This is a genomic window from Kaistia soli DSM 19436 (genome assembly GCF_900129325.1).
Taxonomy (GTDB): Bacteria; Pseudomonadota; Alphaproteobacteria; order Rhizobiales; family Kaistiaceae; genus Kaistia; species Kaistia soli.
In genome coordinates, this window is the sequence record NZ_FQUP01000001.1 from 415,346 (window position 1) to 435,635 (window position 20,290).

29 protein-coding genes and 2 tRNA genes are annotated in these 20,290 nt (G+C 62.8%); 22 read left to right on the plus strand and 9 right to left on the minus strand.

Going from position 1 to position 20,290, the window contains the following annotated elements:
- Window position 1: 1 nt before the first annotated feature.
- Genes BUB39_RS02070 through BUB39_RS02155 form a run of 18 tightly spaced genes read left to right on the plus strand, consistent with a single transcriptional unit; the run spans window position 2 to window position 10,798 of the window.
- Window positions 2–568, plus strand: a complete 567-nt coding sequence (locus tag BUB39_RS02070; protein ID WP_073051382.1) for a hypothetical protein — start codon at window positions 2–4, stop codon at window positions 566–568.
- A complete protein-coding gene (locus tag BUB39_RS02075) occupies window positions 553–963 on the plus strand; it encodes a DUF6950 family protein (RefSeq protein WP_073051383.1) in 411 nt (136 codons plus the stop codon). The genes BUB39_RS02070 and BUB39_RS02075 overlap by 16 nt, the downstream gene beginning before the upstream one ends.
- Window positions 963–3,002, plus strand: coding sequence for a phage tail protein (locus BUB39_RS02080; RefSeq protein ID WP_073052687.1), 2,040 nt, complete (start codon window positions 963–965; stop codon window positions 3,000–3,002). The genes BUB39_RS02075 and BUB39_RS02080 overlap by 1 nt, the downstream gene beginning before the upstream one ends.
- 38 nt (window positions 3,003–3,040) lie before the next feature.
- Window positions 3,041–4,465 (plus strand): hypothetical protein, encoded by a 1,425-nt coding sequence (locus tag BUB39_RS02085; RefSeq protein ID WP_073051384.1) that lies wholly within the window; start codon window positions 3,041–3,043, stop codon window positions 4,463–4,465.
- 26 nt (window positions 4,466–4,491) lie between these two features.
- Window positions 4,492–4,725, plus strand: a complete 234-nt coding sequence (locus BUB39_RS02090; RefSeq protein WP_139251314.1) for a hypothetical protein — start codon at window positions 4,492–4,494, stop codon at window positions 4,723–4,725.
- Window positions 4,722–5,141 (plus strand): hypothetical protein, encoded by a 420-nt coding sequence (locus BUB39_RS02095; protein ID WP_073051386.1) that lies wholly within the window; start codon window positions 4,722–4,724, stop codon window positions 5,139–5,141. Before BUB39_RS02090 ends, BUB39_RS02095 begins: the two co-directional genes overlap by 4 nt.
- Window positions 5,142–5,146: 5 nt before the next feature.
- A complete protein-coding gene (locus BUB39_RS02100) occupies window positions 5,147–5,626 on the plus strand; it encodes a hypothetical protein (protein ID WP_073051387.1) in 480 nt (159 codons plus the stop codon).
- A gap of 1 nt (window position 5,627) precedes the next feature.
- Window positions 5,628–5,987, plus strand: a complete 360-nt coding sequence (locus tag BUB39_RS02105; RefSeq protein ID WP_073051388.1) for a hypothetical protein — start codon at window positions 5,628–5,630, stop codon at window positions 5,985–5,987.
- Between the two features lie 2 nt (window positions 5,988–5,989).
- Entirely contained in the window at window positions 5,990–7,867 is a 1,878-nt protein-coding gene (locus BUB39_RS02110; RefSeq protein WP_073051389.1) for a fibronectin type III domain-containing protein, read from the plus strand.
- Window positions 7,868–7,921: 54 nt separating this feature from the next.
- The gene (locus BUB39_RS02115) at window positions 7,922–8,149 is read left to right on the plus strand and encodes a DUF7940 domain-containing protein (protein ID WP_073051390.1); all 228 of its coding nucleotides are present in this window, start codon (window positions 7,922–7,924) and stop codon (window positions 8,147–8,149) included.
- Window positions 8,136–8,663, plus strand: coding sequence for a lysozyme (locus tag BUB39_RS02120; protein ID WP_073051391.1), 528 nt, complete (start codon window positions 8,136–8,138; stop codon window positions 8,661–8,663). Before BUB39_RS02115 ends, BUB39_RS02120 begins: the two co-directional genes overlap by 14 nt.
- On the plus strand, window positions 8,663–8,947 hold the full coding sequence (locus BUB39_RS25665) for a ubiquitination-like system serine protease family protein (RefSeq protein WP_073051392.1): 285 nt from the start codon (window positions 8,663–8,665) through the stop codon (window positions 8,945–8,947). The genes BUB39_RS02120 and BUB39_RS25665 overlap by 1 nt, the downstream gene beginning before the upstream one ends.
- Entirely contained in the window at window positions 8,944–9,285 is a 342-nt protein-coding gene (locus BUB39_RS02130; protein ID WP_073051393.1) for a hypothetical protein, read from the plus strand. Before BUB39_RS25665 ends, BUB39_RS02130 begins: the two co-directional genes overlap by 4 nt.
- The gene (locus BUB39_RS02135) at window positions 9,248–9,541 is read left to right on the plus strand and encodes a hypothetical protein (protein WP_073051394.1); all 294 of its coding nucleotides are present in this window, start codon (window positions 9,248–9,250) and stop codon (window positions 9,539–9,541) included. The genes BUB39_RS02130 and BUB39_RS02135 overlap by 38 nt, the downstream gene beginning before the upstream one ends.
- Entirely contained in the window at window positions 9,538–9,783 is a 246-nt protein-coding gene (locus BUB39_RS02140; protein ID WP_073051395.1) for a hypothetical protein, read from the plus strand. The genes BUB39_RS02135 and BUB39_RS02140 overlap by 4 nt, the downstream gene beginning before the upstream one ends.
- Window positions 9,780–9,992: a hypothetical protein gene (locus BUB39_RS02145; RefSeq protein WP_073051396.1), complete on the plus strand. Its 213-nt coding sequence runs from the start codon at window positions 9,780–9,782 to the stop codon at window positions 9,990–9,992. Before BUB39_RS02140 ends, BUB39_RS02145 begins: the two co-directional genes overlap by 4 nt.
- A complete protein-coding gene (locus BUB39_RS02150; RefSeq protein WP_073051397.1) occupies window positions 9,979–10,497 on the plus strand; it encodes a hypothetical protein in 519 nt (172 codons plus the stop codon). Before BUB39_RS02145 ends, BUB39_RS02150 begins: the two co-directional genes overlap by 14 nt.
- A gap of 55 nt (window positions 10,498–10,552) precedes the next feature.
- A complete protein-coding gene (locus BUB39_RS02155) occupies window positions 10,553–10,798 on the plus strand; it encodes a DUF982 domain-containing protein (RefSeq protein ID WP_073051398.1) in 246 nt (81 codons plus the stop codon).
- Window positions 10,799–10,801: 3 nt separating this feature from the next.
- Here BUB39_RS02155 and BUB39_RS02160 read toward each other — a convergent pair whose 3' ends face one another.
- The 5 genes from BUB39_RS02160 to BUB39_RS02185 all read right to left on the minus strand — a co-directional run bounded on the left by BUB39_RS02160 (window position 10,802) and on the right by BUB39_RS02185 (window position 12,783).
- Entirely contained in the window at window positions 10,802–11,077 is a 276-nt protein-coding gene (locus BUB39_RS02160; protein ID WP_073051399.1) for a hypothetical protein, read from the minus strand.
- Window positions 11,074–11,349 (minus strand): DUF2283 domain-containing protein, encoded by a 276-nt coding sequence (locus BUB39_RS02165; RefSeq protein ID WP_073051400.1) that lies wholly within the window; start codon window positions 11,347–11,349, stop codon window positions 11,074–11,076. The genes BUB39_RS02160 and BUB39_RS02165 overlap by 4 nt, the downstream gene beginning before the upstream one ends.
- A gap of 334 nt (window positions 11,350–11,683) precedes the next feature.
- On the minus strand, window positions 11,684–12,025 hold the full coding sequence (locus BUB39_RS02175) for a hypothetical protein (protein WP_073051402.1): 342 nt from the start codon (window positions 12,023–12,025) through the stop codon (window positions 11,684–11,686).
- 227 nt (window positions 12,026–12,252) lie between these two features.
- A tRNA-Pro gene (locus BUB39_RS02180) sits at window positions 12,253–12,329 on the minus strand.
- Between the two features lie 241 nt (window positions 12,330–12,570).
- Window positions 12,571–12,783 (minus strand): DUF4287 domain-containing protein, encoded by a 213-nt coding sequence (locus BUB39_RS02185; protein ID WP_073051403.1) that lies wholly within the window; start codon window positions 12,781–12,783, stop codon window positions 12,571–12,573.
- A 272-nt stretch (window positions 12,784–13,055) separates the two neighbouring features.
- Between BUB39_RS02185 and BUB39_RS02190 the strand changes: the two genes are divergently transcribed.
- Together BUB39_RS02190 and BUB39_RS25380 are read left to right on the plus strand one after the other, a co-directional pair.
- A tRNA-Gln gene (locus BUB39_RS02190) sits at window positions 13,056–13,130 on the plus strand.
- Between the two features lie 242 nt (window positions 13,131–13,372).
- Window positions 13,373–13,528: a hypothetical protein gene (locus tag BUB39_RS25380; RefSeq protein WP_175561704.1), complete on the plus strand. Its 156-nt coding sequence runs from the start codon at window positions 13,373–13,375 to the stop codon at window positions 13,526–13,528.
- A gap of 153 nt (window positions 13,529–13,681) precedes the next feature.
- Here BUB39_RS25380 and BUB39_RS02200 read toward each other — a convergent pair whose 3' ends face one another.
- The 4 genes from BUB39_RS02200 to BUB39_RS02215 form a co-directional block, all read right to left on the minus strand.
- Window positions 13,682–14,620 carry a sialate O-acetylesterase gene (locus BUB39_RS02200; RefSeq protein ID WP_073051405.1) on the minus strand — a complete coding sequence of 313 codons (939 nt, stop codon included), beginning with the start codon at window positions 14,618–14,620 and terminating at the stop codon, window positions 13,682–13,684.
- A 505-nt stretch (window positions 14,621–15,125) separates the two neighbouring features.
- Window positions 15,126–15,374, minus strand: coding sequence for a BrnA antitoxin family protein (locus BUB39_RS02205; RefSeq protein ID WP_073051406.1), 249 nt, complete (start codon window positions 15,372–15,374; stop codon window positions 15,126–15,128).
- A 149-nt stretch (window positions 15,375–15,523) separates the two neighbouring features.
- Window positions 15,524–16,555: an aldo/keto reductase gene (locus tag BUB39_RS02210; RefSeq protein ID WP_073051407.1), complete on the minus strand. Its 1,032-nt coding sequence runs from the start codon at window positions 16,553–16,555 to the stop codon at window positions 15,524–15,526.
- 93 nt (window positions 16,556–16,648) lie between these two features.
- Window positions 16,649–17,761 (minus strand): iron-containing alcohol dehydrogenase, encoded by a 1,113-nt coding sequence (locus tag BUB39_RS02215; RefSeq protein WP_073052688.1) that lies wholly within the window; start codon window positions 17,759–17,761, stop codon window positions 16,649–16,651.
- 172 nt (window positions 17,762–17,933) lie between these two features.
- On the opposite strand from BUB39_RS02215, the gene BUB39_RS02220 reads away from it, so the two are divergent.
- Together BUB39_RS02220 and BUB39_RS02225 are read left to right on the plus strand one after the other, a co-directional pair.
- Window positions 17,934–18,647 (plus strand): GntR family transcriptional regulator, encoded by a 714-nt coding sequence (locus BUB39_RS02220; RefSeq protein ID WP_073051408.1) that lies wholly within the window; start codon window positions 17,934–17,936, stop codon window positions 18,645–18,647.
- 79 nt (window positions 18,648–18,726) lie between these two features.
- Window positions 18,727–20,289, plus strand: coding sequence for a GMC family oxidoreductase (locus BUB39_RS02225; RefSeq protein ID WP_073051409.1), 1,563 nt, complete (start codon window positions 18,727–18,729; stop codon window positions 20,287–20,289).
- The last annotated feature ends 1 nt before the right edge of the window (window position 20,290 follow it).

The window sequence follows — 20,290 nt, forward strand, 5'->3', positions numbered from 1 at the left end:
AATGACCATCAAGAGTATCCGCATTCTCGTCCGCTTCGATTTCCCGAGCGAGACCGTCCGCTTATGGGACGGATCCGGCCCTTATGTCGATCCAGATGGCGAGACATGGAGGGGCAGTCTGACCCTCACCGGCCTTGACCAGGTGGAGCTGGCGATCAACGGCGAGGCGGTGACCTTTGCGCCTGAACTGGCGGCCGATGATCCTGAGCTTATCGACCTTGCTTATGGGTCGATGGAAGAGGGCGACGTCATCGGGTCGACGATGCAGCTATTGATCCAGCCTTGTGACGAATATCATCAGCCGGTCGGCGCGCCGGAGGTTAGGCTTACCGCGACGATCGACAATGTGATCTTCAGGGAAGAGGCATCGGGCGACGCGCATCTGGCAAGCGTGGTCGCCGAATGCACCAACCGCTTTAATCTTCGCAATCTCGTTTCCGGCGCGGTGCTTTCCGATGTCGATCAACGAGCGCGCGCTGCGATCCTCAATCCGTCTGGAACCTCGGATCGCTTTTGCGAGCGCGTTCCCGCCTTGGCCGACCATACGATCGCATGGCCGAACCTCTGATGATCGCCGATCTCGACGCCTTTCTCGCGAGTTATGGCGATCGCCCTTGGGTCTGGGGAGAAGTCGATTGTTCTCTCGTGCTGGCTGATTGGGCGATCGCCAATGGCCATCCGGACTCCGCGGCGCAGCTGCGTGGCAGCTACGCGACGCATCAGGGTTGCCTTGCGGTTGTCGCGGCCGCTGGCGGCGTCGTGCCGCTCGTTGCTGCCTGTGCCGCCGTTCTCGGCCTCGATGCGCTGGCGGTACCCGAACGGGGCGCTATCGGGGTAGTGGGCGCCGCCAGCAATATGCATCGCCAATGGGGTGCCATCTTCGATGGTCGTGACTGGCAGGTGCGGCTTGAGCCGCGCTTCGTCGCGTTGAAGGCGCACCCTCTTGGGATATGGAGGATCTGATGCCGCCCGCTCTTGGCTTCGCGCTGTTTACGCTTGGCGCGCCGCTCGGCCTCGTCAATTTCGTGACGATCGGCTTTGGCGCCACGGTGCTAAATGCTCTTGGCGCGGCGGCCCTTGGCATCGGCGCGAGTCTGGTTTCGAGCTATCTAAACAAGAATTCGACGCCGAAGGCCGAGGACGGAAAGTACAATCTCAAGCAGAATGTACCGCCGCTCTGCCGCATTTATGGACGCGTCAAAAAGGGCGGCGATTATGTCCTCCTTGAGGAGGCCGGCGGCTTCGCCTATCACATCATCGTCCATGCCGGGCACAGGGTTGAGGCCTATGTCGAACATTGGCTGCATGATGATCTTGTGACGCACGATGGCGCCGGGATCGTCACGGATCCTGCGCACTATTATCCCTATGTCGGCATCAACGATCAGCTCGGCTATGATGTATCGACGGCCTATTCGCAGGTCGTGGCGGCTTTTCCCGATATCTGGACCGATGACCATCGCGGCGACGGCCTTGCGTCGATCGTCATGACCTGCGGCTCCCCTTCAAGCGAGGACCTGCAGACGGTCTACCCAAACAATATGCCGGTCCATACTGCTGTGATCGACGGGGCATTGATCTATGACCCGCGCGACGGGGTGACTCGCTTCTCCTCTAACCTCGCGCTCATCCGGGCCGATCATCTTCGACATCCGTCTGGCGGCGCCAAGCTGGGCATGGATGACCTCTATTGGCCGGATTGGCAGACCGCGGCGAATATCTGCGACGAGTGGGTCACCAACCGCGAAGGTGGCAGCGTGCGGCGCTATCACGGCGGTCTCTGGTATCGCTATTCAAATGACCAAGTCGAGGTCGGGCGCCTGATCGATCAGGCTGCCGAGCTGGTGATCTATGAGCGGCCGGATGGCAAGATCGGCGTTCATGCCGGGCACTATGTCGAGCCGGATATCAGGCTCACGGCCAACGATATCATCTCGCACCAGTTCGACGCCAACCGGCGGCGCGCGAGCAACGTGGTCGCAGTGCGAGGCCGCTATACGGATCCGTCGCAGGGGTTCAACACCGTCGATGCAGCGATCTATGGCATCCCCTACGCGACAGACGAGACGGAGCGCACACGAACATTCGACAACCAGGTTGTGCAGGATCACAATCATTCGGCACGTCTGCAGAAGATCACCTATATCCGCGCCAACGCGCCTCGGGTCTCCTTTACGGCGCACTATGAAGCGGCGCGCAACGTTCCCTACCGCCGCTTCGTCCGTGTCCATCTGCCACCGACGATGGTCGAGGCTGTGGTCGAGATCACGGGGCGACCCAAGCTATCGCTGGTCAATCTGACCTATAGTTTCGAAGGCATCGTGGTGCCGGCGTCGCTCTATGACTTCGATGCGGCGACGGAAGAGGGTGTGCCGGGGGGCTCGATCACGCCGGTTGCGCCGGGCGGAACCCCGGTGCCGACCGGTTTCGCGGTAACGATCGAGACCGCAGCTCTCAGTGGTGGGCAGCAGGCCGCCTATGCCTTGGCCACATGGGACCACGTGTCCGACATTCTGCGTTATGAGCTCACCTGGCAGCTGACCTCTGGCGGTGCAATTACCTCGGCCGTATCTGCCTCTGGCGAGGACGAAGTGCGCACGAGCTATCTTGCCGATGGTTCGGAATATGAATTTCGGCTTCGAGCCTGGTCGCCTGGCGGCGGAAAGTCTGATTGGACCTCCTATGTCATTCGAACTGCAACGGCCGATCCGACGGCGCCCCCCGTCCCCGCTGCGGTCTCTTCCGACGATGGTGCCGGTTCGGCTGTGCTGCACTGGACGACGCCTAACTCGACAAACTTCGCGTCGACACTGATTTATCGGAACGCGGTCAATGACTTCGCGACGGCGACCCTGGTGGACGCAATCTATTCAGGGCCGTCGCTCGTCCGCAGCTACGCCGACGCGCCGGCGGCGGGCACTTACTATTATTGGCTGACCTCGGCCAACTTCTCAGGCGTCGAGAGCGCCGCAGTCGCCACCGGCGCAACCATCGTTTCCTGATCTTTTCCTATCACCGATGAACCATTCGAGGCTCGTCCATGGCCGCGCTTTCCGACGCCTTCAATTCAGTATTCCGGCGCTACAATGTCGATGGCGTGCCGGGATCCGGGACGCGTAATCCGGCCAAGAGTGAGCAGCGCGCGCTTGGAGCCACGATCGAGGGTTACATTGCTGCCAGTCTTTCTGCGCTCAATGGGACGATCGACGCCCGGATCGATGGCGTCGACGCCCGGATCGACAGCGCATTCGATGCTCTCGACAGCCTCGTTTCCTATGGTGCCATTCCGAACAGCACCTCGTCCGAGGCCAAGGCGGCGAACAGCGCTGCACTTCTGGCGGCGGGCCTGACCACGACGGATCTCGGCTTCGGCGGCGTCGATATCCCCACGTCGCTTTATTACACGAATACGCCGGCCAATGAGCTTCCGCCCTTCGGTGGCCGGGGCTCGGTCATCGATGCCGCGGGCAATCGTCGCGGTCGATACTTCTCCTGGATCACGGATGAACCGACAGTGCGGGCTCCGGATGATGGCGAAAATATCAACACCGCCTTCAATGGCGACTTCTCCTATGTGCAGTTTCTGGTCGAACATAGGATCACCGGCGACGCGCTCGGGTCGGCCCCAGTTGTCACCAGCTTTGACGAAGGTCTGCGAGCCTGGACGCCGGAAGCGTACCCCTATTACACGAATCTCTATGTCGAGGCCGGCGACAAGCACGACATCTTCATCACGACGATCGGCTCGGCTGACCATATTGACGTCGTCAATAATTCTCTTGGCGATGTCGCGGCGCGCACGACGCGCGTCGTTGCCGCAAAGGTCAAGACGTCATTCACGGGAACCATCGATAACGGTTGGGCGCTCGGCGACCTCATCGAAGCCATCGGCACTGTCGCTGGGGCGCAGCTCGTTGGCCATGAAGTCAATGGCTATGATCAGGGCTTTGATATTGGCTATGTCGGCTACAATTCCTGGGGCATGCGCACGAACGCCACAGGGGCGAAATATGCGCACTGGATCGACTATGTAGCGAAGTCGGCCGGCGGCGATCTGGCCCACGACCTTGCCTATGCCCTCTACGGCCCGTTCCGGATCGGCACCAACTATGCCGGCGCCGACTTTGACGAAGCCGGCTACGAGGGCGCTGCCATCACGATGAAGGCGGGCCAGGGCATCTTCTGGAACACGTCAGATGGCGCTGTTCCGGATGATTACCGCTGGATCCCTGGCGTCCTCGGCTCGGTCTTCTCGGGCTATTCGGCCGCCGATAGCGCTCTGACGCACCTCAACGGCACCTCGGGCCTTCTCATCTATTCGGACGGCATCAAGTTCGCCGGCAAGCTTGGCTTCGGCGTCACCCCGATCGCGAAGCCCAACGTCGCCGGATCAGACGGCGGCATTGCTGGGCTTACAGCGCTTCGCACCGCTCTCGCCAATCTCGGCCTCATCACCAACAGCTGAGTTGAACCATGCAACCAAGCGAAATCATGAATCACCCGCTCGTCATCGCTTTGCGCAAGCAGCGCAATGACGCGACCGACCTCGTCGCCGTGCTGGCTGCGGAGAACGCATCGCTGCAAAGCGAGAACGCCCGGCTCGCGGCTGATACCGCGCCGGTGAAGACTTCGAAACGAGCCGTTGGTTCGGGGTCGGCCAAGGGCCGGCACCCCCCATCCGGTGCCACTGAGACCAAAAGCGCAAACCAAGGGGCAGTGTCATGACGGACCTTTCCATTACGCCGGCGAATGTCATCGCCGGATCTGATTCCGCATACTTCACCGGCCTCGCCGGGGAAGTGGTTGCTGCCGGAAAGGCCGTCTACCTCGACCCGACGACGAAACGGGTCATGCTCGGCGACAGCAATTCGGCCACGGCCGAGGCGCGCGAGGCGGACGGCATCGCGCTCAATGGCGCCGCTCCGGGTCAGCCGATCGTAGTTCACAAGTCTGGGGACCTGACCCTCGGCGCCGTACTTTCAATTGGCGTGGCCTACTACCTCTCAGATACGCCGGGCGGCATTTGCCCGGTCGCCGACGTCGGCGCCGGCGAATATGTTTGTCTGCTCGGTATCGCCAAATCCACTTCTGTCCTGGCCGTGAAAATCCAGTTTCCGGGCGTAACGCTCGGCGGCGGGTAATTGCCATGGTTGACCTTGCCGTCACGGCGGCGAGCGTCGTCGCCGGAGCCAATGCCGTCCGCTTCACCGGCCTTGCCGGTGAGGTCATCACGGCCGGCAAGGCGGTGTATCTCGATCCGGCGAGCCGCCGCGTTCTGCTCGCCGACAGCAATGCCGAGACGGTCGCTGCCCGCGCGACGCTCGGCATCGCCCTCAATGGTGCCGGATCTGGTCAGCCGATCTTCGTTCACAAGTCCGGCGAGCTCACGATCGGCGCGACGCTCGTCCCCGGCGCCGCCTATTTTCTCAGCGATACGCCGGGCGGCATCTGCCCGCGCGCTGATCTCGACGTCGACGAAACGATCTGTCTGATCGGCTTGGCCCGATCCGCTGCCATCCTTGACGTCGGCATCCAGATTCTCAGCGTCGCGGCCGGCGTCAGCGGCCATCTCAATTTCAGTGAACCCATCAACAGCGGCTACATCGCCCTTTTCGGAGATTTTTGACATGGCTGTCACCGAAATTACGGTCAAGGATGCGGCCGGCGATCCGCAGGTCATCGCGCTTCCGACGGTGCGACAGGTCTCGTCCGCACCTGGGACGCTTACCTATGGGCAGATCCTCATGACCGGATCGCCCGTGCAGCTTCCATCCCGAGCGCTGATCAACGGCCTCGTGATCAGGGCGCGCGAGACCAATTCCGGCAACGGTTTCGTCGGCGGCTCCAGCGTCACGACGACCGATGATGGCACAGGCAATGGCTTTCGCCTCTCGCCTGGGGATGCGTGGTCCGGCACGCCTTCGAATGCCAATCAGGTCTATGTCATCGGCGCCGCCGGCGACGTCTTTTACTTCACCGGGAGCTGAAGATGCCTTTCCCCCAGATCCCCGCCTCTGGCGCTGGCAAGCAAGCGCTCCGCAACACGCAAATCTTCCCTCTTGAGGGCGTCCCGTTCTACATTTTCGGGGATTCCTACGGCAACAACCCCTCGCAAAACGCCGATGTTGGGACGCTCTTTTTCGATCGCTTCGCCAATCGCCATCGCGTAGCCAGCAAGACCAATCTGGCCGTTGCCGGCACGCGCTCCGATCAGGTCGCCGCAGCGGTCCTGGCGGGGTGGACGCCGAACACGCGCGGCCTTGTGGGGCTGGCCGACTGCCTGCTGAACGACGTCTTCCAATACCCCGACACATCGAACGCACCGACCTCGGCGCTTGCGATGCGGACGATTCTCGCAACCCTCACTGCGCGTGCCAAGGTGACCGCGCAGTCAGCCGCCGTTGTCTACGGGCCCGGATGGGCTTCTTCCGTCGCCTCGGCCGCTGGTAGTTATTTCGATGTCGCCTGGACAGGCGACTCATGCTGGCTGTTGTTTACGACGACGACTGCCGCCGGCTCTGCCGAGGTCCGCAATGTCGGCGGCGCGCTGGCCGCGACGATCGCCACCGGTGGTTATGCGCAGGCATTCACCGGCGCGTTCCTCCTGTCCGGCTACGGGGCCGGCAATCACACTGTGCGGGTGTCGGTCGCTTCGGGGACGGTCACATTCGGCGGGCTGCTGATCCCGTCTGCAAACCCGCCAAGCGTGATCTGGTATAAGCCCGGCGGTCTCGGCCGGTCGGGCGCGGAAGATGCTCGCTTGGCCTCCTATCAGGCGGCGTGCGCCGCTGTGCTGACAGACTTCCCCACACTCGTCTCGGTCGGCGTCGACAATGGCTGGTCGAGCGCAATCATGGTCGGGACCGATACGATCCACCTCAATGACGCCGGCAACGCCTATGCTGCCCAGCGGATCACGGATGTGGTGCGGAGCGCGATCCCGACCCAGAGGCAAGGTCTCAACCGGCTCAGCGCGGCTTCGGAAGCCGCATATACTTCGCCGGCGCCATCTTATGCGTCTGGCTCTCCGTCTGCGCCATCGGCTCCCACGGGCGTCTCGGCGACGACGGCCCGCCAGGTTACACTGGCTTGGACCCTGCCAACCGACGGCGGCGCCACGCTGATTTCGCAGACGATTCAGTCGAGCCCGGCCGGGGCGGGCACGTGGACCGATGTCGCAACGATCGATGTAGCGACGACGAGCTATTCGGTCTCGACGGGCCTTACGCAGGGCAGCAGCTACGATTTCCGCATCCGCGCCACGAATTCGATCGGGGCCGGAACCTATTCTAGCACTGCCACCGCGACGGCCGGTGCCCCGGTTGTCGACTATGCGAGTGATACCTTTACCCGCTCGGATGGAGCCGTAGGGTCGACCGAAGTCGGCAGCTATGCTTGGACGCTCGCACAAGGTACTGGCGACTGGGTTATTGCGAGCAACCAGCTCAAGGCGAACAGCGTCCCAAGCTTGAACGCCAACGACCTCTACATCAGTGACGGCCAAGCGGACGGCACGTTGAAGATGAAGGTCGTCAACCCGACGCTCAACAACCACGGCATGGTCTTCCGGGCGACCGGCACCGGAAACGTCAACGGCTATATTCTTTGGGCGAGCAATGGGACGCTGACGCTCTCGAAGCGTACCGCTGCCAATTCTTACACTGCCCTTGCTACTGGCGGCGCCGTGGCGGTCAATGACCAGTGGGAACTCATCCTCAGCGGGTCATCAATCAAGGTGCGCGTCAACGGCCTTCAGGTGATTTCGATCACAGACGCCAGCTATTCCGGCACCCGCCATGGGTTCTGGGTCAATGCCGGCTTTACGGCCGTCTTTGACAACTTCGTGCACAACAACGCGACGACCTAGGTCTGCCGCGCTCGTCACGCTGACCTCCTAAGATTTCATCCCCCGGAGTTCCCCATGAAGCTCGTCAGTGACTGGCGCGCGGTGCTGAAGCACGCGTGGTCGATCCGTCTCATCCTGCTCGCGGCGCTGTTCTCGGGCCTCGAGGTCGCGCTGCCGATCATCGGTGACGAGATCCCGCCGCGCCTCTTCGCAATGCTGACGCTGATCGTCGTGGCGGGCGCCTTCGTCGCCCGCTTCGTCGCGCAGCCGAAGACGATGGGGGGCGACGATGCCGGTCAATAAGATCCAAAGCAGCCGGCGGGCGAGAACAGCGATCGCCGGAGCCGGCGCGGCCGGCGCCGTCGCTTTGGCGAGCGTCGTCCTGATCCAGCCCTGGGAGGGCCGCAGCCTCATCGCCTATCGGGATATCGTCGGCGTGCTGACGATCTGCGACGGCGACACGGCGAATGTCCGCCCTGGCATGAAGGTGACGGCCGCCGAATGCGATCAGCGCCTCGCCGTCCGCGTCCGCCGTGACTATTTCGAGCCGCTCAAGGGCTGCATCTTCGGTTTCGAGAAGCGGCCGATCAGCTGGCAGGCGAGCATGATCTCGCTTGCCTACAATGTCGGGACCGGCGCCGCCTGCAATTCGAAAGCGGCGCGGCTCGCACGGCTCGGCAAGCTGCGCGAGAGCTGCGAAGCGGCGACGGCTTTCAACAAGGCCGGCGGGAAGACGGTGTCCGGCCTCGTCAAGCGCCGCGAGATGGGCGATGCGACCCGGATCGGCGAGGCCGAGCTCTGCGTGAGCGGGCTGTGATGGGTGCGCTCTCGCCGATCCTTCGCAGCATCGATAGAGCCGGCAAGTTGGCGTTCTACTGCCCAGGCTGCCGGACCGAGCATGTCGTCCGCCTGAAAACGCACGGTGGCCCTCATGAATGGGATGGAAACGCTAAAGCGCCGACGCTCACGCCAAGCATCCTCTATCCCGGAGCCTGCCATTCCTTCGTGACGAACGGACGCATCCAGTTCCTCGGCGATTGCACGCATGAGCTCGCTGGGCAAACGGTCGACCTGCCGCCGTGGCCGGGAGCCGACCCATGAGCTTCCCCTCCGTCTTTGGCCTCAAGGGCATGGCGATCGCCATCGTCGTCGGCGCGGCGGTCGGCGGCTTCGCTTCCTACAAGGTGACGCGGGCCTTCGCCGATCGCGAGATCGCCGCCTACAAAACGGCCGCCGTCCAGTCCCGTCTCAATGCCGCAAAGGCCGATCTTCGCATCGACAAGGGCGCCCGCGACGACGCCGCGGCCGATGCCGATGTCATCGCCGAGACGGACCGTCGCAATCAGGAGATCCTGCATGCCCCGCCCGCGTCTTCTGGTTCTGATTGCGACGACACTGTTGGTGACGCTGGCGCTCGCTGGATGCGATCGATCCGATAGATATCTCGCGATCGAGCAACGCAGCCTGCCGGCGAAGCCCGACTATGTCCGCGAGGTCGTTGTCGCGGATCCGCTGCCGACGGCAAAGTGGAAAGACGTTGCCGGTGCCGAAAAGGCCGGCCGGGTCAAGGCCAACAAGATAATCGACTGCTTCGGCCGTTGGTATGATCGCCAGCGCGAGCAATACGCGCTGATCGGCGAGCGGGCGGCGACGGCCACCGTCGATGTCTGCAAGGCTGGGGCGGCGCCGAAATGACACCGGAGTGGATCGTCACCGCCCTGGTCGCGCCGGCCGCGGTCGCCATGGCCGCGGCGATCCGGCTGCTGTGGACCCGCCTCAATGAAGTTCAGGACAAACGCATCGCAGAGCAGCGCGAAGCGTTGACCATCATGAAAGCATCAACCGATGCGGCGGTAGCCGTCGCCGACGGCCAGGAGGCGGTTACGCGAGGCCTCGATGCCCTGCGCGCCGCGATCGAGCGGAAGGGCGCACGATGACCCTCTCCAGCATGCTGCATGCGATCCTCTCGCCGCTTGAGCGCGGGAATGAGGCCCTCGCGGTTCTCAACGAGGAACGCACCGTTGCGCGTGAAGCACACGACGCCGCCATGGCGCGGGTGCGGCGCAGCACATCCGATCTTCGGCAGATGGTCGAGGACACCGTTGAGCGTGTTGGAAACAGGAAAAGCCCCAATGGACGTCACTAAAGATCTGGCGCGCAGCCGCACGGTCTGGATCGCGGTGTCGCTGCTGATCGGCTATTGGCCGGTCGCCTGGCTGTTCTCGGGCCCCGGCTTCATCGAACTCCTCAACAGCATCCTGCTTGGTGTCTCGACGGCCGTGATGATCTCCTATGCGCCGGAGGCGATCCGGGCGGCGACCCACGCGCGGCCCGACAAAACCGATCAGCTCATCCTCGGCATCGTCGTCACCTGGCTGGCGACGATCCTGTTTCGTGGCTGGGGTATATGGTCCCGGGCGACCGGCTTTCCCGAGTGGATGCGCTACTCGCCGATGTTCGGCTTCATGATCTTCCTGTTCATCCTCGGCGGCGTGCTCCATATCACCGCGCCGAACACGATCGATGACCGGGTGCCGCGCCGGGCATGGATGCGGGTCGGCCTTGCGATCGGCGCTGGCGCCTTCATCGCCGGCATGATCGTCGGATCGCGTATCGCCATGCCGGCGCTGGCCCCCTTCCTGTCGCCATAGGCTGGAACTGATTCGCTGCCGCCGCCTTGAGTCCCCCGACTCGAGAGGAGCGACCATGGGCCATCCATTCCCGCGCGTATCAGTCTGGGAGACGGCGACCGCTAGCCGCGGGCTCACCGACGTCGAGGGCGCGGCTCACTGGCTGCTTGAGCGCTGGCCGGCCAAGGTTCGTCGCCCGCGAAGCTATCGGCCGGCACTAAAGGCCTGCCTCGCCGCGCTCGATGGTAGCGGCACTGTCGACCGGGCGCGATCCGCACTGGTTAAGGCAGCCGCCGACGCGGATATCCTCGACAGGGCGTGAAGGTCACGGCGGTCCGTGCGGCCCGGCCTCTACCTTCTCCCACATCTCGCGCCAGTCATTCATGGCAGCCTCTAGGGACGCGGCCATGCCATTCTGCACGCCGGGCGGCCGGCCGACGATCGCGGTGACGGACCAGGTGACGTGATAGCTTGGCAGCTTGTGCTCGATGATCGTCCCGACCGTGCGGCCGTCAAGGGTGACGCGATAGATCTGCGACGGATCGGGGGCGGTCGTCTTGACGCGGCGAAGGCGGAAGCGGGTGCCGGCCCCTGCCTTCACCGATCCAGAATGTGATCGAGGGTGATCTCAGTTTGTGGTTCTGGAATATCGAAGCTAGACGCAAGCTTGGCTGCAAGCTCCGCTGTTCGATCTCCCCAGAGCTCGTCAAAATCCATGATCGTGGCCCCGATCAGGTCACCGTCGCCAGCGTACCTCCAGAGAATGCCCCAAGCATCCTGGACGCCACGAGCTGCAGGAGCCGACTTGGTCGCGATATAGAGAACATCATTGGTGCGGTCGTACCGGACAATGAATGTGCTGATGTCGTTCATGACCTACTCCACAGGATATTGCCGCCCTGCTGTGTGGTCGCAAAAAAGGCCGTCTTCACTCTGCCAGACGTGCCTTGAACAATCTTCACCGGCACTCTCAATGGGTCCCCCGAGTGGTTCGTCGAACTCTCATCGACGAAAACCAGCGAGTTCCCGTAGCTCAACTCCACGAATGTGGGGCTGACAATGGCCTGTTCAATAGCATTCAAAATGCTAGGGAGGTAGACCTGCACTTCAGGGTGGCCCTCGTGAATATGAGCCAGTGTCGTGTCGTATAGGTGCACCTCATCGATCGAAGAGATGATCTCCGTTCTGATGATGAGAATCGGGGAGCTCATTGGCTGTCAGAGCTGCGCCTTGAAAATTCCGTCACAATCTCCCCGAATCTGGCCTCGTAATTAGCGATCGCGTTCGCGACAACAAGGCTAAAATCCTTCAGCGACTGCTGACTCATGTGAATAATTGCTGTGAACTCCGTCCTTTGAAAGGGCGGCATGCCGCCATCAGGCAGCAAGAGCGGCTGCGGCCGACCGAACAGCAAGACCGCATCGTTACCAGCCCAAGTGATCTGAATTGTGGATGCGTTCGTGGTAACGGCCGTGATAGGCGCGGCAATTTGATAGAGCCTAGCCACCTCCTCGTCCGAGAGATTTGTCTGGTCTACCACTTCCGCCATAGCGCATCCCCTGATTGAAAGCCGCGCTGGACCTTATCAAAAGTCGATTATTGTTCAAGCCATCCTCTGCCCAATCCAATGGCCACTCGTGCTGAGGCAATCTGGGGGATGCCCGATGGCGCGCCGGCGCGCTCAACTCGGGCGTTTCTGTCGCATAACTGTCGTTACGCCAATATCACGCCGGAAGCGTCGAAACGAAAAGAGCAGTGTTTTCAGGGATTTGGCGATGGTCGGAGTGGCAGGATTTGAACCTGCGACCCCGTCGTCCCGAACGACGTGCGCTACCAGGCTGCGCTACACTCCGTGACCATCGCGAGCGGGGTTATAGCGACGCCCTCGGTGCGCCGCAAGCGCCGAAATGCCCCTGTGGATGAATAGGAACGCGCAGGCGTGACAGCAGCTCGGGCGGGCACGCCGGCGAGGGAGTCCGGAACGAGGCTGTGCGCGCTAGATCGCCTCAAACATGCGCCGACCGCGCTCTGCGGCGTCGCTCGGGCGCAAATCCGAGCCGAGGGCGCCGAACATGCCGCTCGGAGAATACGGGCTCAGCCGCTCGCCGCCGCGAGCGTGTACGCCACCACCGCATTGGCGTGGCCATGGCCCATCCCGTGGTCGTTCTTCAGCATGGCAACCAATTCCATGTGCTTTGCCGGAAGGTGCCTGCGCACCAATTCTTGCCATTCGGCGATGGGTCGCCCGTATTTCTTCTCGATGGAAGGAAAGTAGGAAGCTGGTCCTTTGATCGGCTCATCCGTCATGAGGTTCGTTTCCCGATTACCATTCATGCCACTTTCGCCCCAGGACAGGCGAACTGCAAGGCGTGGGCAACACCGGGCGTCGTGGTCCGACCTGCCTGAGCTTACTTGCGACCGATCGCTCATTTCAGACGAGAACTACGTTTCCAGCTCGCAGCCCGGCACGCCCGCGCCTCAGGCCATCGCTGACGAGCGTTCCCGTCTTCGTCGACGTTGCAGCCCGTCCGCCTTCCGGCTATAGGACCAGCGTCGCGGCGCCAGGCCGCTCGACACGATGGGGCGTCGCCAAGCGGTAAGGCAGCGGTTTTTGGTACCGCCATTCGGAGGTTCGAATCCTCCCGCCCCAGCCAGCCCGCGGTCGAGCGGACCACTGCACCGACGCTCTAGAGGCGCTTCGCGACATTCATGTCTCGATGGACTGCCTATTCCGCGAGCCATGGTCGACGACGCGTGTAAATAATCAAAGCAAATTAACGGCCTCAACAATTCGACCACGAAGTTCTTGCGCATTGAACAACTTCGCACCTTGCTCATTGAATCTCCGCGCGGCGCTTTTGCGGCCGCTGGATTGGCCCTCGATCAGGAGATCATCATGCGCATGCTCGTTGTCTCGCTTGTTCTGGCTACAAGTTTGGCTGGCCTCGCCGCCTGCACGACGGCCAATCCCAATTCGCGGGTCTATCAGACCATGAACAACCAGCCGAATGCCTGCGGACCTGGGTTCAAGCGGAATATCGACGCCTGTTGAGCAGCAGGTGTCTTCTCTCCGCATGCAATGCAGCGGTGACCGCCAGGGATACTCCTGGCGGCGCGGTGGGATTATGTAGCTCATCGTCGCCACCGTCCAGTATTCAGCCCGCGATCGCGGCGGCGCGCCTAATCTTTGGAGGCGGCGGACGCATCACTGCATGCTCAACTGCCGTTGATCATTGAGCAGAAGCTCGGTCCATGCCTGGGCGGCCTTTTCGTTGCCCGATCCGCCGAAATGACAGTCGTCGTAGCGGTCGACTTCGTCCAGCAGAATATCCGTATCGATACCGGCCCTTATGCCGTTTCCAGCTTTGTGCAGCGCTTCCTGCGCGCGCACGATCGCGTTGTCAGGATCGTGGACCTTGAAGCCGCCATTGCTGGGCTCCAGACATTTTGTAGCGGTGGAGATATAGACGGGTGCGTCGACGCCTTGCTGGCGGAGCGTGTCGACCATCGACAGGAAACGGTCGCGATAGGCGTCCGAGCCCGTTCCTTTCACGTAGTCGGCCTCGCCTTGGACCCACAGGACATCGGTCACCTGATAGCCCGCCCTCCGAACCTGTCCCGCCGTGTCGATCAGCAGCGTGTTAAGATCTCCGCCCTTCGCCCACCGTTGGACGACCGAGCCGGTAACCGCCAAGGGCGCAAGGACGACGCTGTCGAACTTACCCGACGCAACCAGCAGATTTCCGAGCAAGGTCCAATATTCGCCGGCAGAGCCCGTCGATCCAAGGAGCGGCGAGGCGGCGACATAGCACTTTCCGCCAAAAAAGTTGACGACGCGGTCGCCATCGCCTGATCGGTACCGCTGTCCCGCATGGTTGGAAGCGTTGGATTGACCGAGGACAAGCAGAACAGCGGTTCGATCGGTCTGGCTGGGACAAGCGACCGCTGTCTTGGATTCATCAGCCACCAAGAGGCCGTTGTCTTCGAAGACGTAGCGACTTGCCTCGACGGACTTAGCGCCGAGCGCCCGCTGCTTGGCCGCGAAGAGCTGAGGCCAGGGGAACATATCGTGCCGGGCGCTCATGCCACCCACGAAAAATGCAAAAAGCAACGCGACAAAACCAAAATATAGTGTCTTAAGCATCGCGCCCTCTTCTGGTCACAGTCCGCCAACCACTCGGAAATGCACAAGCCAGGAAGGCGCGTCGAAATGCGCCGTTGGGAAACATCCAATCTGGCCGCCCGACCCGATGTGGATTTATAAGGGACCCAATCGAGTACAAGATCGTTTTACACTGAGACGCGTCGCATCTCTACTTCTTCAGATCTCAATCGCCTTACCAAATTAGAGGTACCCCCATTTGGGTGGGCACCAGGCTGAAGGTCAGGATGCTGCCGCAGGCGGAGCGCTGCATGTTCACGTTTGCCCCGCGGCCCAAGGGGGCCCGAGCCGATCGCTCCTGCAGCGGACTGTTCGATTTGTTTTCGCGACTCATTTTGCCCGAGCGCGTCTGGCTGGCACCCGGAAGCAGTGATGCGTTGCGTCCCCGCGGTCGCGGAGGGAGCCTTGCCGGATCGAACCAGCAGGCTCAGGCGTCTTGCACACTTCACCGCCAGGGAACGATCCTGGCGGCGCGGAAACGGCGAGGCTATTCCTCGCCTTCGACCTTCATGCCGCTCGCTATGGCGGCTGCGCGCAGCGCGTCGTTGACGCGGTCCTGCCAGCCGGGACCTTCGGCCTGAAAGTGCTCGATCACGTCACGGTCGATCCGGAGCGAGACGAGTTCCCGGACATTCGGCAGCGAGGGCGTCTTGATGTCCGGCGCGCGCTTCTTGGCAAACATCGCCTCGGCGGCCGCGAACGGATCCTTCGGGCGACGGGGTCTGTCGGTCGACATGGCATGTTCCTCGGATTCGTTGCCGCCGGAGCTTAGCGCGCGGGCGGCGGCAGCGATACAACCCGACAGAAGCGACCGGATGGCGCATTGGCCTGTCCTGCTGGATTCAAAAAGGCCCGGCTGGATGATCCGACCGGGCCGCTTTTGGTTCAGCCGAAAGACGGGATCAGCCCGTCCTTTTCCAGCGTCGCCCAGAGTTCCTCCGGTATCGGCTGCTCGAACCAGTCGACATTCGTGTTGATCTGCTTCGCCGTCTTGGCGCCAACGGCGACGACGGTCGTCGCCTTGTGGCGGAACGGATACTGGATCGCGGCGGCGGGCAGCGGGACATTGAAGCTCTGGCAGACGGCGGCGAGCTTCTCGGCTTTGGCGATCACGGCTGCAGGCGCATCCGCGTAGTTGAACTTTTTGCGGCCTGAGGTCGAGGCGAGGATGCCAGAATTGAACACGCCAGCAATGACGAGGTCTACGTCATGCTTGAGCGCCAGCGGCAGAAAAGTCTCCACCGAGCTGTCATCGAGAAGCGAGAAGCGGCCGGCCAGCATCGAGATATCGAGATCCGTCTCCTGCATGGCGTCGCGCGTCACCTGCCATTCATTGACCCCAAGGCCGAAGCCGGCGATCAGGCCTGCGGCCTTCAGCTCGGTGAGCGCGCGGAAACCGCCGCCCTTGGTCAGCGCGTTCCAATGATGCTCATGGAGATCACCGTGGGTGACGCGGCCGATGTCATGCACGAACAGGATGTCGAGCCGGCCGAGGCCAGTGCGCTGGCGGCTGTCGTCATAGGAACGCAGGATCGCATCGTAGCTGTAGTCGAACACCTCGCGGAACGGCAGGCCGTTGTTCCAGCCGGAGTCGAACTCGTTCTTCGGCGGCTCCGGCGGCAGCGTGCGGCCGGGGCGATCGAAGCTCATGAGCCGGCCGACCTTGGTGCTGATGCGGAAGGCGTCCGGGTCCTGCTCGCGCAGGAATTCGCCGACCAGATGCTCGCAGCGGCCGAGCCCATACATCGGCGCGGTATCATAATAGCGGATGCCCCGCTCCCAGGCCGCCGCGATGGTTTCGCGGGCATCGCTGACCGGCACCGGGGCATAGAGCCCGCCGAGTGGCGCCGTGCCGAGGCCGAGCAAGGTCAGATCGATACCGGCGCGCTTCAAGCGCTTCTTGTCGGACGCCTTCATGGCGTTTCCTCCCGTTTGATGTTTTGAGCCGAGGTCTCCCGCGTCCTCAATAGCATAGGTGCAAGCGGCGCGATCAAGCGGCCGCCCGCCCCTTCAGCGGGAGGCGTGCAGGATGTCGAGATATTCGGCGCGCGTTGCGATGCGCGGATTGGTGGCGTGGCAATGATCCTTCAACGCCTCGCCCGAGACATGCTCCATCATCGCCTCGGTGACGCCCATCGCGTCGAGACCGGAGGGCAGGCCGATCTCGACGGAAAGCGTCGCGAAGACTTCATCCGGCGGACCGCCGACGATCTCGGCAATGATGTCCCACTTGTCGCCAATCACCGGACGGTTGAAGCGCAGCACCGCGGGCGTCAGAACGGCATTGAGCGTGCCGTGATGGAGGTTCAGTTCGCGCACGGCGCCAAGCGGATGGGTGAGCGCATGCACCGCGCCAAGACCCTTCTGGAAGGCCATCGCACCTTCGAGCGCGCACATCATCATGTCCCAGCGCGCCTTGCGGTCCGTGCCGTCCCTGACGGCCGTGCGGATCGCCTTGAAGCCGCGCTTCAGCCCGTCGATGGCGATCGCATCGGCCGGCGGATTGACCGCCGGTGCCATGAAGGTCTCGAGGCAATGCGACAGCGCATCCATGCCCGTCGCGGCGGTTAGATAGGGCGGCAGGCCATAGGTCAGCTCCGGATCGCAAAGCGCGACGCTCGGCAGCATATGCGGGCTGATGATGCCGAGCTTTCGTCCTTCCGCGGTAATGATCACGGCGGCACGGCCAACTTCCGAGCCAGTCCCCGAGGTGGTCGGCACCGCGACCATCGGGACGATATTGCCGTGGATCTTCGCCGCGCCGCCTTCGACGGCGGTGTATTGCGACAGCGGGCCGGGATGGCCGGTCAACAGGCGCACGGCCTTCGCAAGATCGATCGACGAACCGCCGCCGAGCCCGACGATGCCATCGCAGCCGACCTCGGTGAACAGGGCGAACGCCTTCAGCACCGCCTCCTCCGTCGGGTTGGCCGGCGTCTCGGTGAAGATCGCGGGCGGCGCCTTGAAGAGGCCCGCGACTCGCTCGATCAGGCCGGTGGCGACGAGGCCGCGATCGGTCACGATCAAGGGCCGGGAAACCTTGAGCCCGTCAAGGATCGCGGGCAGCCGTGCCACAGCGCCTTCGTCGAACTCGATACGGGTCAGATAGGTGATGAGGGCCATCGCGGCGGGTTCCAGATGCTGGCGGACGTGAAGCGGCGGGCGCCGCATAGGCGGTCCGTCGTCGGATGGCGATCCTGACGAATACCGCTTGCGACGGCAACCGATATATGAGTTATTCGAGCCGGTCCAGAGTGTCGGCGTCATCATCGCCCGGGAATGTCGAGCGCAAGTAATGGAAATCGCGGTTTCCGCACCGTCAGCATTGCGTGCAACCAGCGATCGGCCGGCCCAAAAAGCCGACCAGATATATGAGAAGCTGCGCCATGCTATTGTGAGATTGGCGATGGTGCCGGGCGCGGCGATCTCGGAAAAGGAACTCTGCGCGCAATATGGTGTGTCGCGCACGCCGGTCCGCGAGGCGCTGAAGCGACTGGTCGACGAGGATCTCGTCGACATGTTTCCCCATTCTGGCACCTATGTCAGCAAGATCTCCTACGAGGTCGCCGAGGAAGGGTTCGTCATCCGCCGCGCACTCGAAATCGAGACCGTGCGCCGCGCCGTCGCCTTCGTGACCGATTCCGATATCGCCAGGCTCGACGGGCTGCTCAACGAAATGCGCGCGATTTTAAAGCGCGAGGCTCTCAAGGACTATATCGAGGTCGACGACGCCTTTCACGGTGCGATCGCTGCGATCAGCCGCTATCCGCGCATGTGGAAGTTCATCAACCTCGTCAAATCGCATCTCGACCGCATGCGTCAGCTGAGCGCGCCGGTGCCCGGGCATCTGGCGGAGGTAACCGAACAGCATGCCGCGATCGTGCGCGCTCTCGAAAGGCGCAATGCCGATCAGGCGGAACTCGCGATGAAGATCCATCTCGACGCATCCTTCGCGGTGATGAGCGCGATGTACGAGGACGGACTCTATTTCCGGCGCAAGAGCCCGTGACGGACTGCGCCATCGACACACCACCAAGGTTCCGGCGCTGACGCAGCGAAGACTGCGCGGCGCAGGGAGGAGAACGGCCATGACGACGCTCAAGGACAGTTACGACATCATCATCATCGGCGCCGGAGTCGGGGGCGGCGCGCTGGCGAACAGCCTCGCCGCACCTGGCCGCGACATCCTGATGATCGAGCGCGGCACGCGGCTGCCGCGCGAACCGGACAACTGGAGCGTCGATGCCGTCTTTCACAAGCGCAAATACGCGGCGAAGGAGCAATGGCGCGACAAGAACGGCGCCCTCTTCAGTCCCGGCACCTATTATTATGTCGGCGGTAACTCGAAGTTCTTCGGCGCGGCGACGGTGCGCTTCCGCAAGGAGGATTTCGCTGAGCTGCAGCACGAGGCAGGCGTCGCGCCGGCCTGGCCCGTTTCCTACGACGTGTTCGAACCCTATTACGCCCGCGCCGAGAAGCTCATGGGCACCCATGGCGAGGCCGGCCTCGATCCGATCGAACCGCCGCGCTCCGGCCCTATGCCCTATCCGGCGATCGGTCACGAGCCGGAAATCGCCGCCTTCGACACGAAGCTCCGCGCCCGCGGTCTCCGGCCGTTCCCGCTGCCGATCGCGATCGACTATCACAATGGCGGCGCCTGCGCGCGTTGCATGACCTGCGACGGCTTTGCCTGCAAGATCGGTGCGAAGGGCGATGCGGAGGTGCGGCTGATCAATCCGGCGCTCGCCAAGGGCGGCGTCACTCTGATCACCGAGACCTACGTCCGCCGATTGATCACCGACGCGTCCGGCAAGCGTGTCGTCGCCGTGGAGATCGAGCGCGATGGCGTGGTGAGCACGATTACGGGCGGGACTTTCATTTGCTCGGCCGGCGCGATTAATTCATCGGCCCTCCTGCTGCGCTCCGCGAATGACAAGCACCCAAAGGGGCTCGGCAACAACGCCTCCGACCAGCTCGGCCGCAACTACATGGCGCACAACAACACCGCCATGATGGCGGTGAACCCGCTCAGGAAGAACCGCGTCAAGTTTCAGAAGTCGATGGCGATCAACGACTTCTACCTCGCCAACAAGGAGCGGCCGTATCCGCTCGGCAACGTCCAGGGCCTCGGCAAGCTGCAGTCTGGCATGCTGACCGCCAACCTGCCCTGGGCGCCGGACTGGCTGATGGCGCTGTTCGCCGAGCGCAGTGTCGACTGGTGGCTGATGTCCGAGGATCTGCCGGACCCGAACAACCGCGTCACCGTCGATCCCGACGGGCATATCCGCCTCAGCTATACCGAGAACAACCTGAAGTCGCATGGAGAGCTGGTGAAGGTGTGGAGCCGGCATATGCGCGCGCTCGGCTATCCGATCATCATCACGCAGAAGATGGACATCAAGGTTTCGATGCATCAGTGCGGCACCGCGCGCTTCGGCACCGACCCGGCGACCTCGGTGCTCGATACCAACTGCAAGGTCTGGGATATCGACAATCTCTATGTCGTCGATGCCTCGTTCCTGCCGTCCTCGACTGGCTTCAACCCCTCGCTGACCATCGTGGCGCAGGCGCTGCGGACCGGGGAGCATCTGTTGAAGCAGATCGGCGAAAATTCTACGGTCGAGGCATCAGGCCGCCAGGACGCTGCCTGAC

What these genes read in the sequence shown, in the direction of transcription:
- BUB39_RS25380 (WP_175561704.1), top strand. Translation starts at nt 13,373, where the DNA reads ATGCGCATGCTCGTTGTCTCGCTTGTTCTGGCTACAAGTTTGGCTGGC.
- BUB39_RS02080 (WP_073052687.1), top strand. Translation starts at nt 963, where the DNA reads ATGCCGCCCGCTCTTGGCTTCGCGCTGTTTACGCTTGGCGCGCCGCTC.
- BUB39_RS02165 (WP_073051400.1), bottom strand. Translation starts at nt 11,349, where the DNA reads ATGAACGACATCAGCACATTCATTGTCCGGTACGACCGCACCAATGAT.
- BUB39_RS02140 (WP_073051395.1), top strand. Translation starts at nt 9,538, where the DNA reads ATGACACCGGAGTGGATCGTCACCGCCCTGGTCGCGCCGGCCGCGGTC.
- BUB39_RS02110 (WP_073051389.1), top strand. Translation starts at nt 5,990, where the DNA reads ATGCCTTTCCCCCAGATCCCCGCCTCTGGCGCTGGCAAGCAAGCGCTC.
- BUB39_RS02145 (WP_073051396.1), top strand. Translation starts at nt 9,780, where the DNA reads ATGACCCTCTCCAGCATGCTGCATGCGATCCTCTCGCCGCTTGAGCGC.
- BUB39_RS25665 (WP_073051392.1), top strand. Translation starts at nt 8,663, where the DNA reads ATGGGTGCGCTCTCGCCGATCCTTCGCAGCATCGATAGAGCCGGCAAG.
- BUB39_RS02120 (WP_073051391.1), top strand. Translation starts at nt 8,136, where the DNA reads ATGCCGGTCAATAAGATCCAAAGCAGCCGGCGGGCGAGAACAGCGATC.
- BUB39_RS02070 (WP_073051382.1), top strand. Translation starts at nt 2, where the DNA reads ATGACCATCAAGAGTATCCGCATTCTCGTCCGCTTCGATTTCCCGAGC.
- BUB39_RS02105 (WP_073051388.1), top strand. Translation starts at nt 5,628, where the DNA reads ATGGCTGTCACCGAAATTACGGTCAAGGATGCGGCCGGCGATCCGCAG.
- BUB39_RS02150 (WP_073051397.1), top strand. Translation starts at nt 9,979, where the DNA reads ATGGACGTCACTAAAGATCTGGCGCGCAGCCGCACGGTCTGGATCGCG.
- BUB39_RS02100 (WP_073051387.1), top strand. Translation starts at nt 5,147, where the DNA reads ATGGTTGACCTTGCCGTCACGGCGGCGAGCGTCGTCGCCGGAGCCAAT.
- BUB39_RS02200 (WP_073051405.1), bottom strand. Translation starts at nt 14,620, where the DNA reads ATGCTTAAGACACTATATTTTGGTTTTGTCGCGTTGCTTTTTGCATTT.
- BUB39_RS02210 (WP_073051407.1), bottom strand. Translation starts at nt 16,555, where the DNA reads ATGAAGGCGTCCGACAAGAAGCGCTTGAAGCGCGCCGGTATCGATCTG.
- BUB39_RS02225 (WP_073051409.1), top strand. Translation starts at nt 18,727, where the DNA reads ATGACGACGCTCAAGGACAGTTACGACATCATCATCATCGGCGCCGGA.
- BUB39_RS02220 (WP_073051408.1), top strand. Translation starts at nt 17,934, where the DNA reads ATGGAAATCGCGGTTTCCGCACCGTCAGCATTGCGTGCAACCAGCGAT.
- BUB39_RS02115 (WP_073051390.1), top strand. Translation starts at nt 7,922, where the DNA reads ATGAAGCTCGTCAGTGACTGGCGCGCGGTGCTGAAGCACGCGTGGTCG.
- BUB39_RS02130 (WP_073051393.1), top strand. Translation starts at nt 8,944, where the DNA reads ATGAGCTTCCCCTCCGTCTTTGGCCTCAAGGGCATGGCGATCGCCATC.
- BUB39_RS02095 (WP_073051386.1), top strand. Translation starts at nt 4,722, where the DNA reads ATGACGGACCTTTCCATTACGCCGGCGAATGTCATCGCCGGATCTGAT.
- BUB39_RS02215 (WP_073052688.1), bottom strand. Translation starts at nt 17,761, where the DNA reads ATGGCCCTCATCACCTATCTGACCCGTATCGAGTTCGACGAAGGCGCT.
- BUB39_RS02155 (WP_073051398.1), top strand. Translation starts at nt 10,553, where the DNA reads ATGGGCCATCCATTCCCGCGCGTATCAGTCTGGGAGACGGCGACCGCT.
- BUB39_RS02185 (WP_073051403.1), bottom strand. Translation starts at nt 12,783, where the DNA reads ATGACGGATGAGCCGATCAAAGGACCAGCTTCCTACTTTCCTTCCATC.
- BUB39_RS02205 (WP_073051406.1), bottom strand. Translation starts at nt 15,374, where the DNA reads ATGTCGACCGACAGACCCCGTCGCCCGAAGGATCCGTTCGCGGCCGCC.
- BUB39_RS02085 (WP_073051384.1), top strand. Translation starts at nt 3,041, where the DNA reads ATGGCCGCGCTTTCCGACGCCTTCAATTCAGTATTCCGGCGCTACAAT.
- BUB39_RS02075 (WP_073051383.1), top strand. Translation starts at nt 553, where the DNA reads ATGGCCGAACCTCTGATGATCGCCGATCTCGACGCCTTTCTCGCGAGT.
- BUB39_RS02175 (WP_073051402.1), bottom strand. Translation starts at nt 12,025, where the DNA reads ATGGCGGAAGTGGTAGACCAGACAAATCTCTCGGACGAGGAGGTGGCT.
- BUB39_RS02090 (WP_139251314.1), top strand. Translation starts at nt 4,492, where the DNA reads ATGAATCACCCGCTCGTCATCGCTTTGCGCAAGCAGCGCAATGACGCG.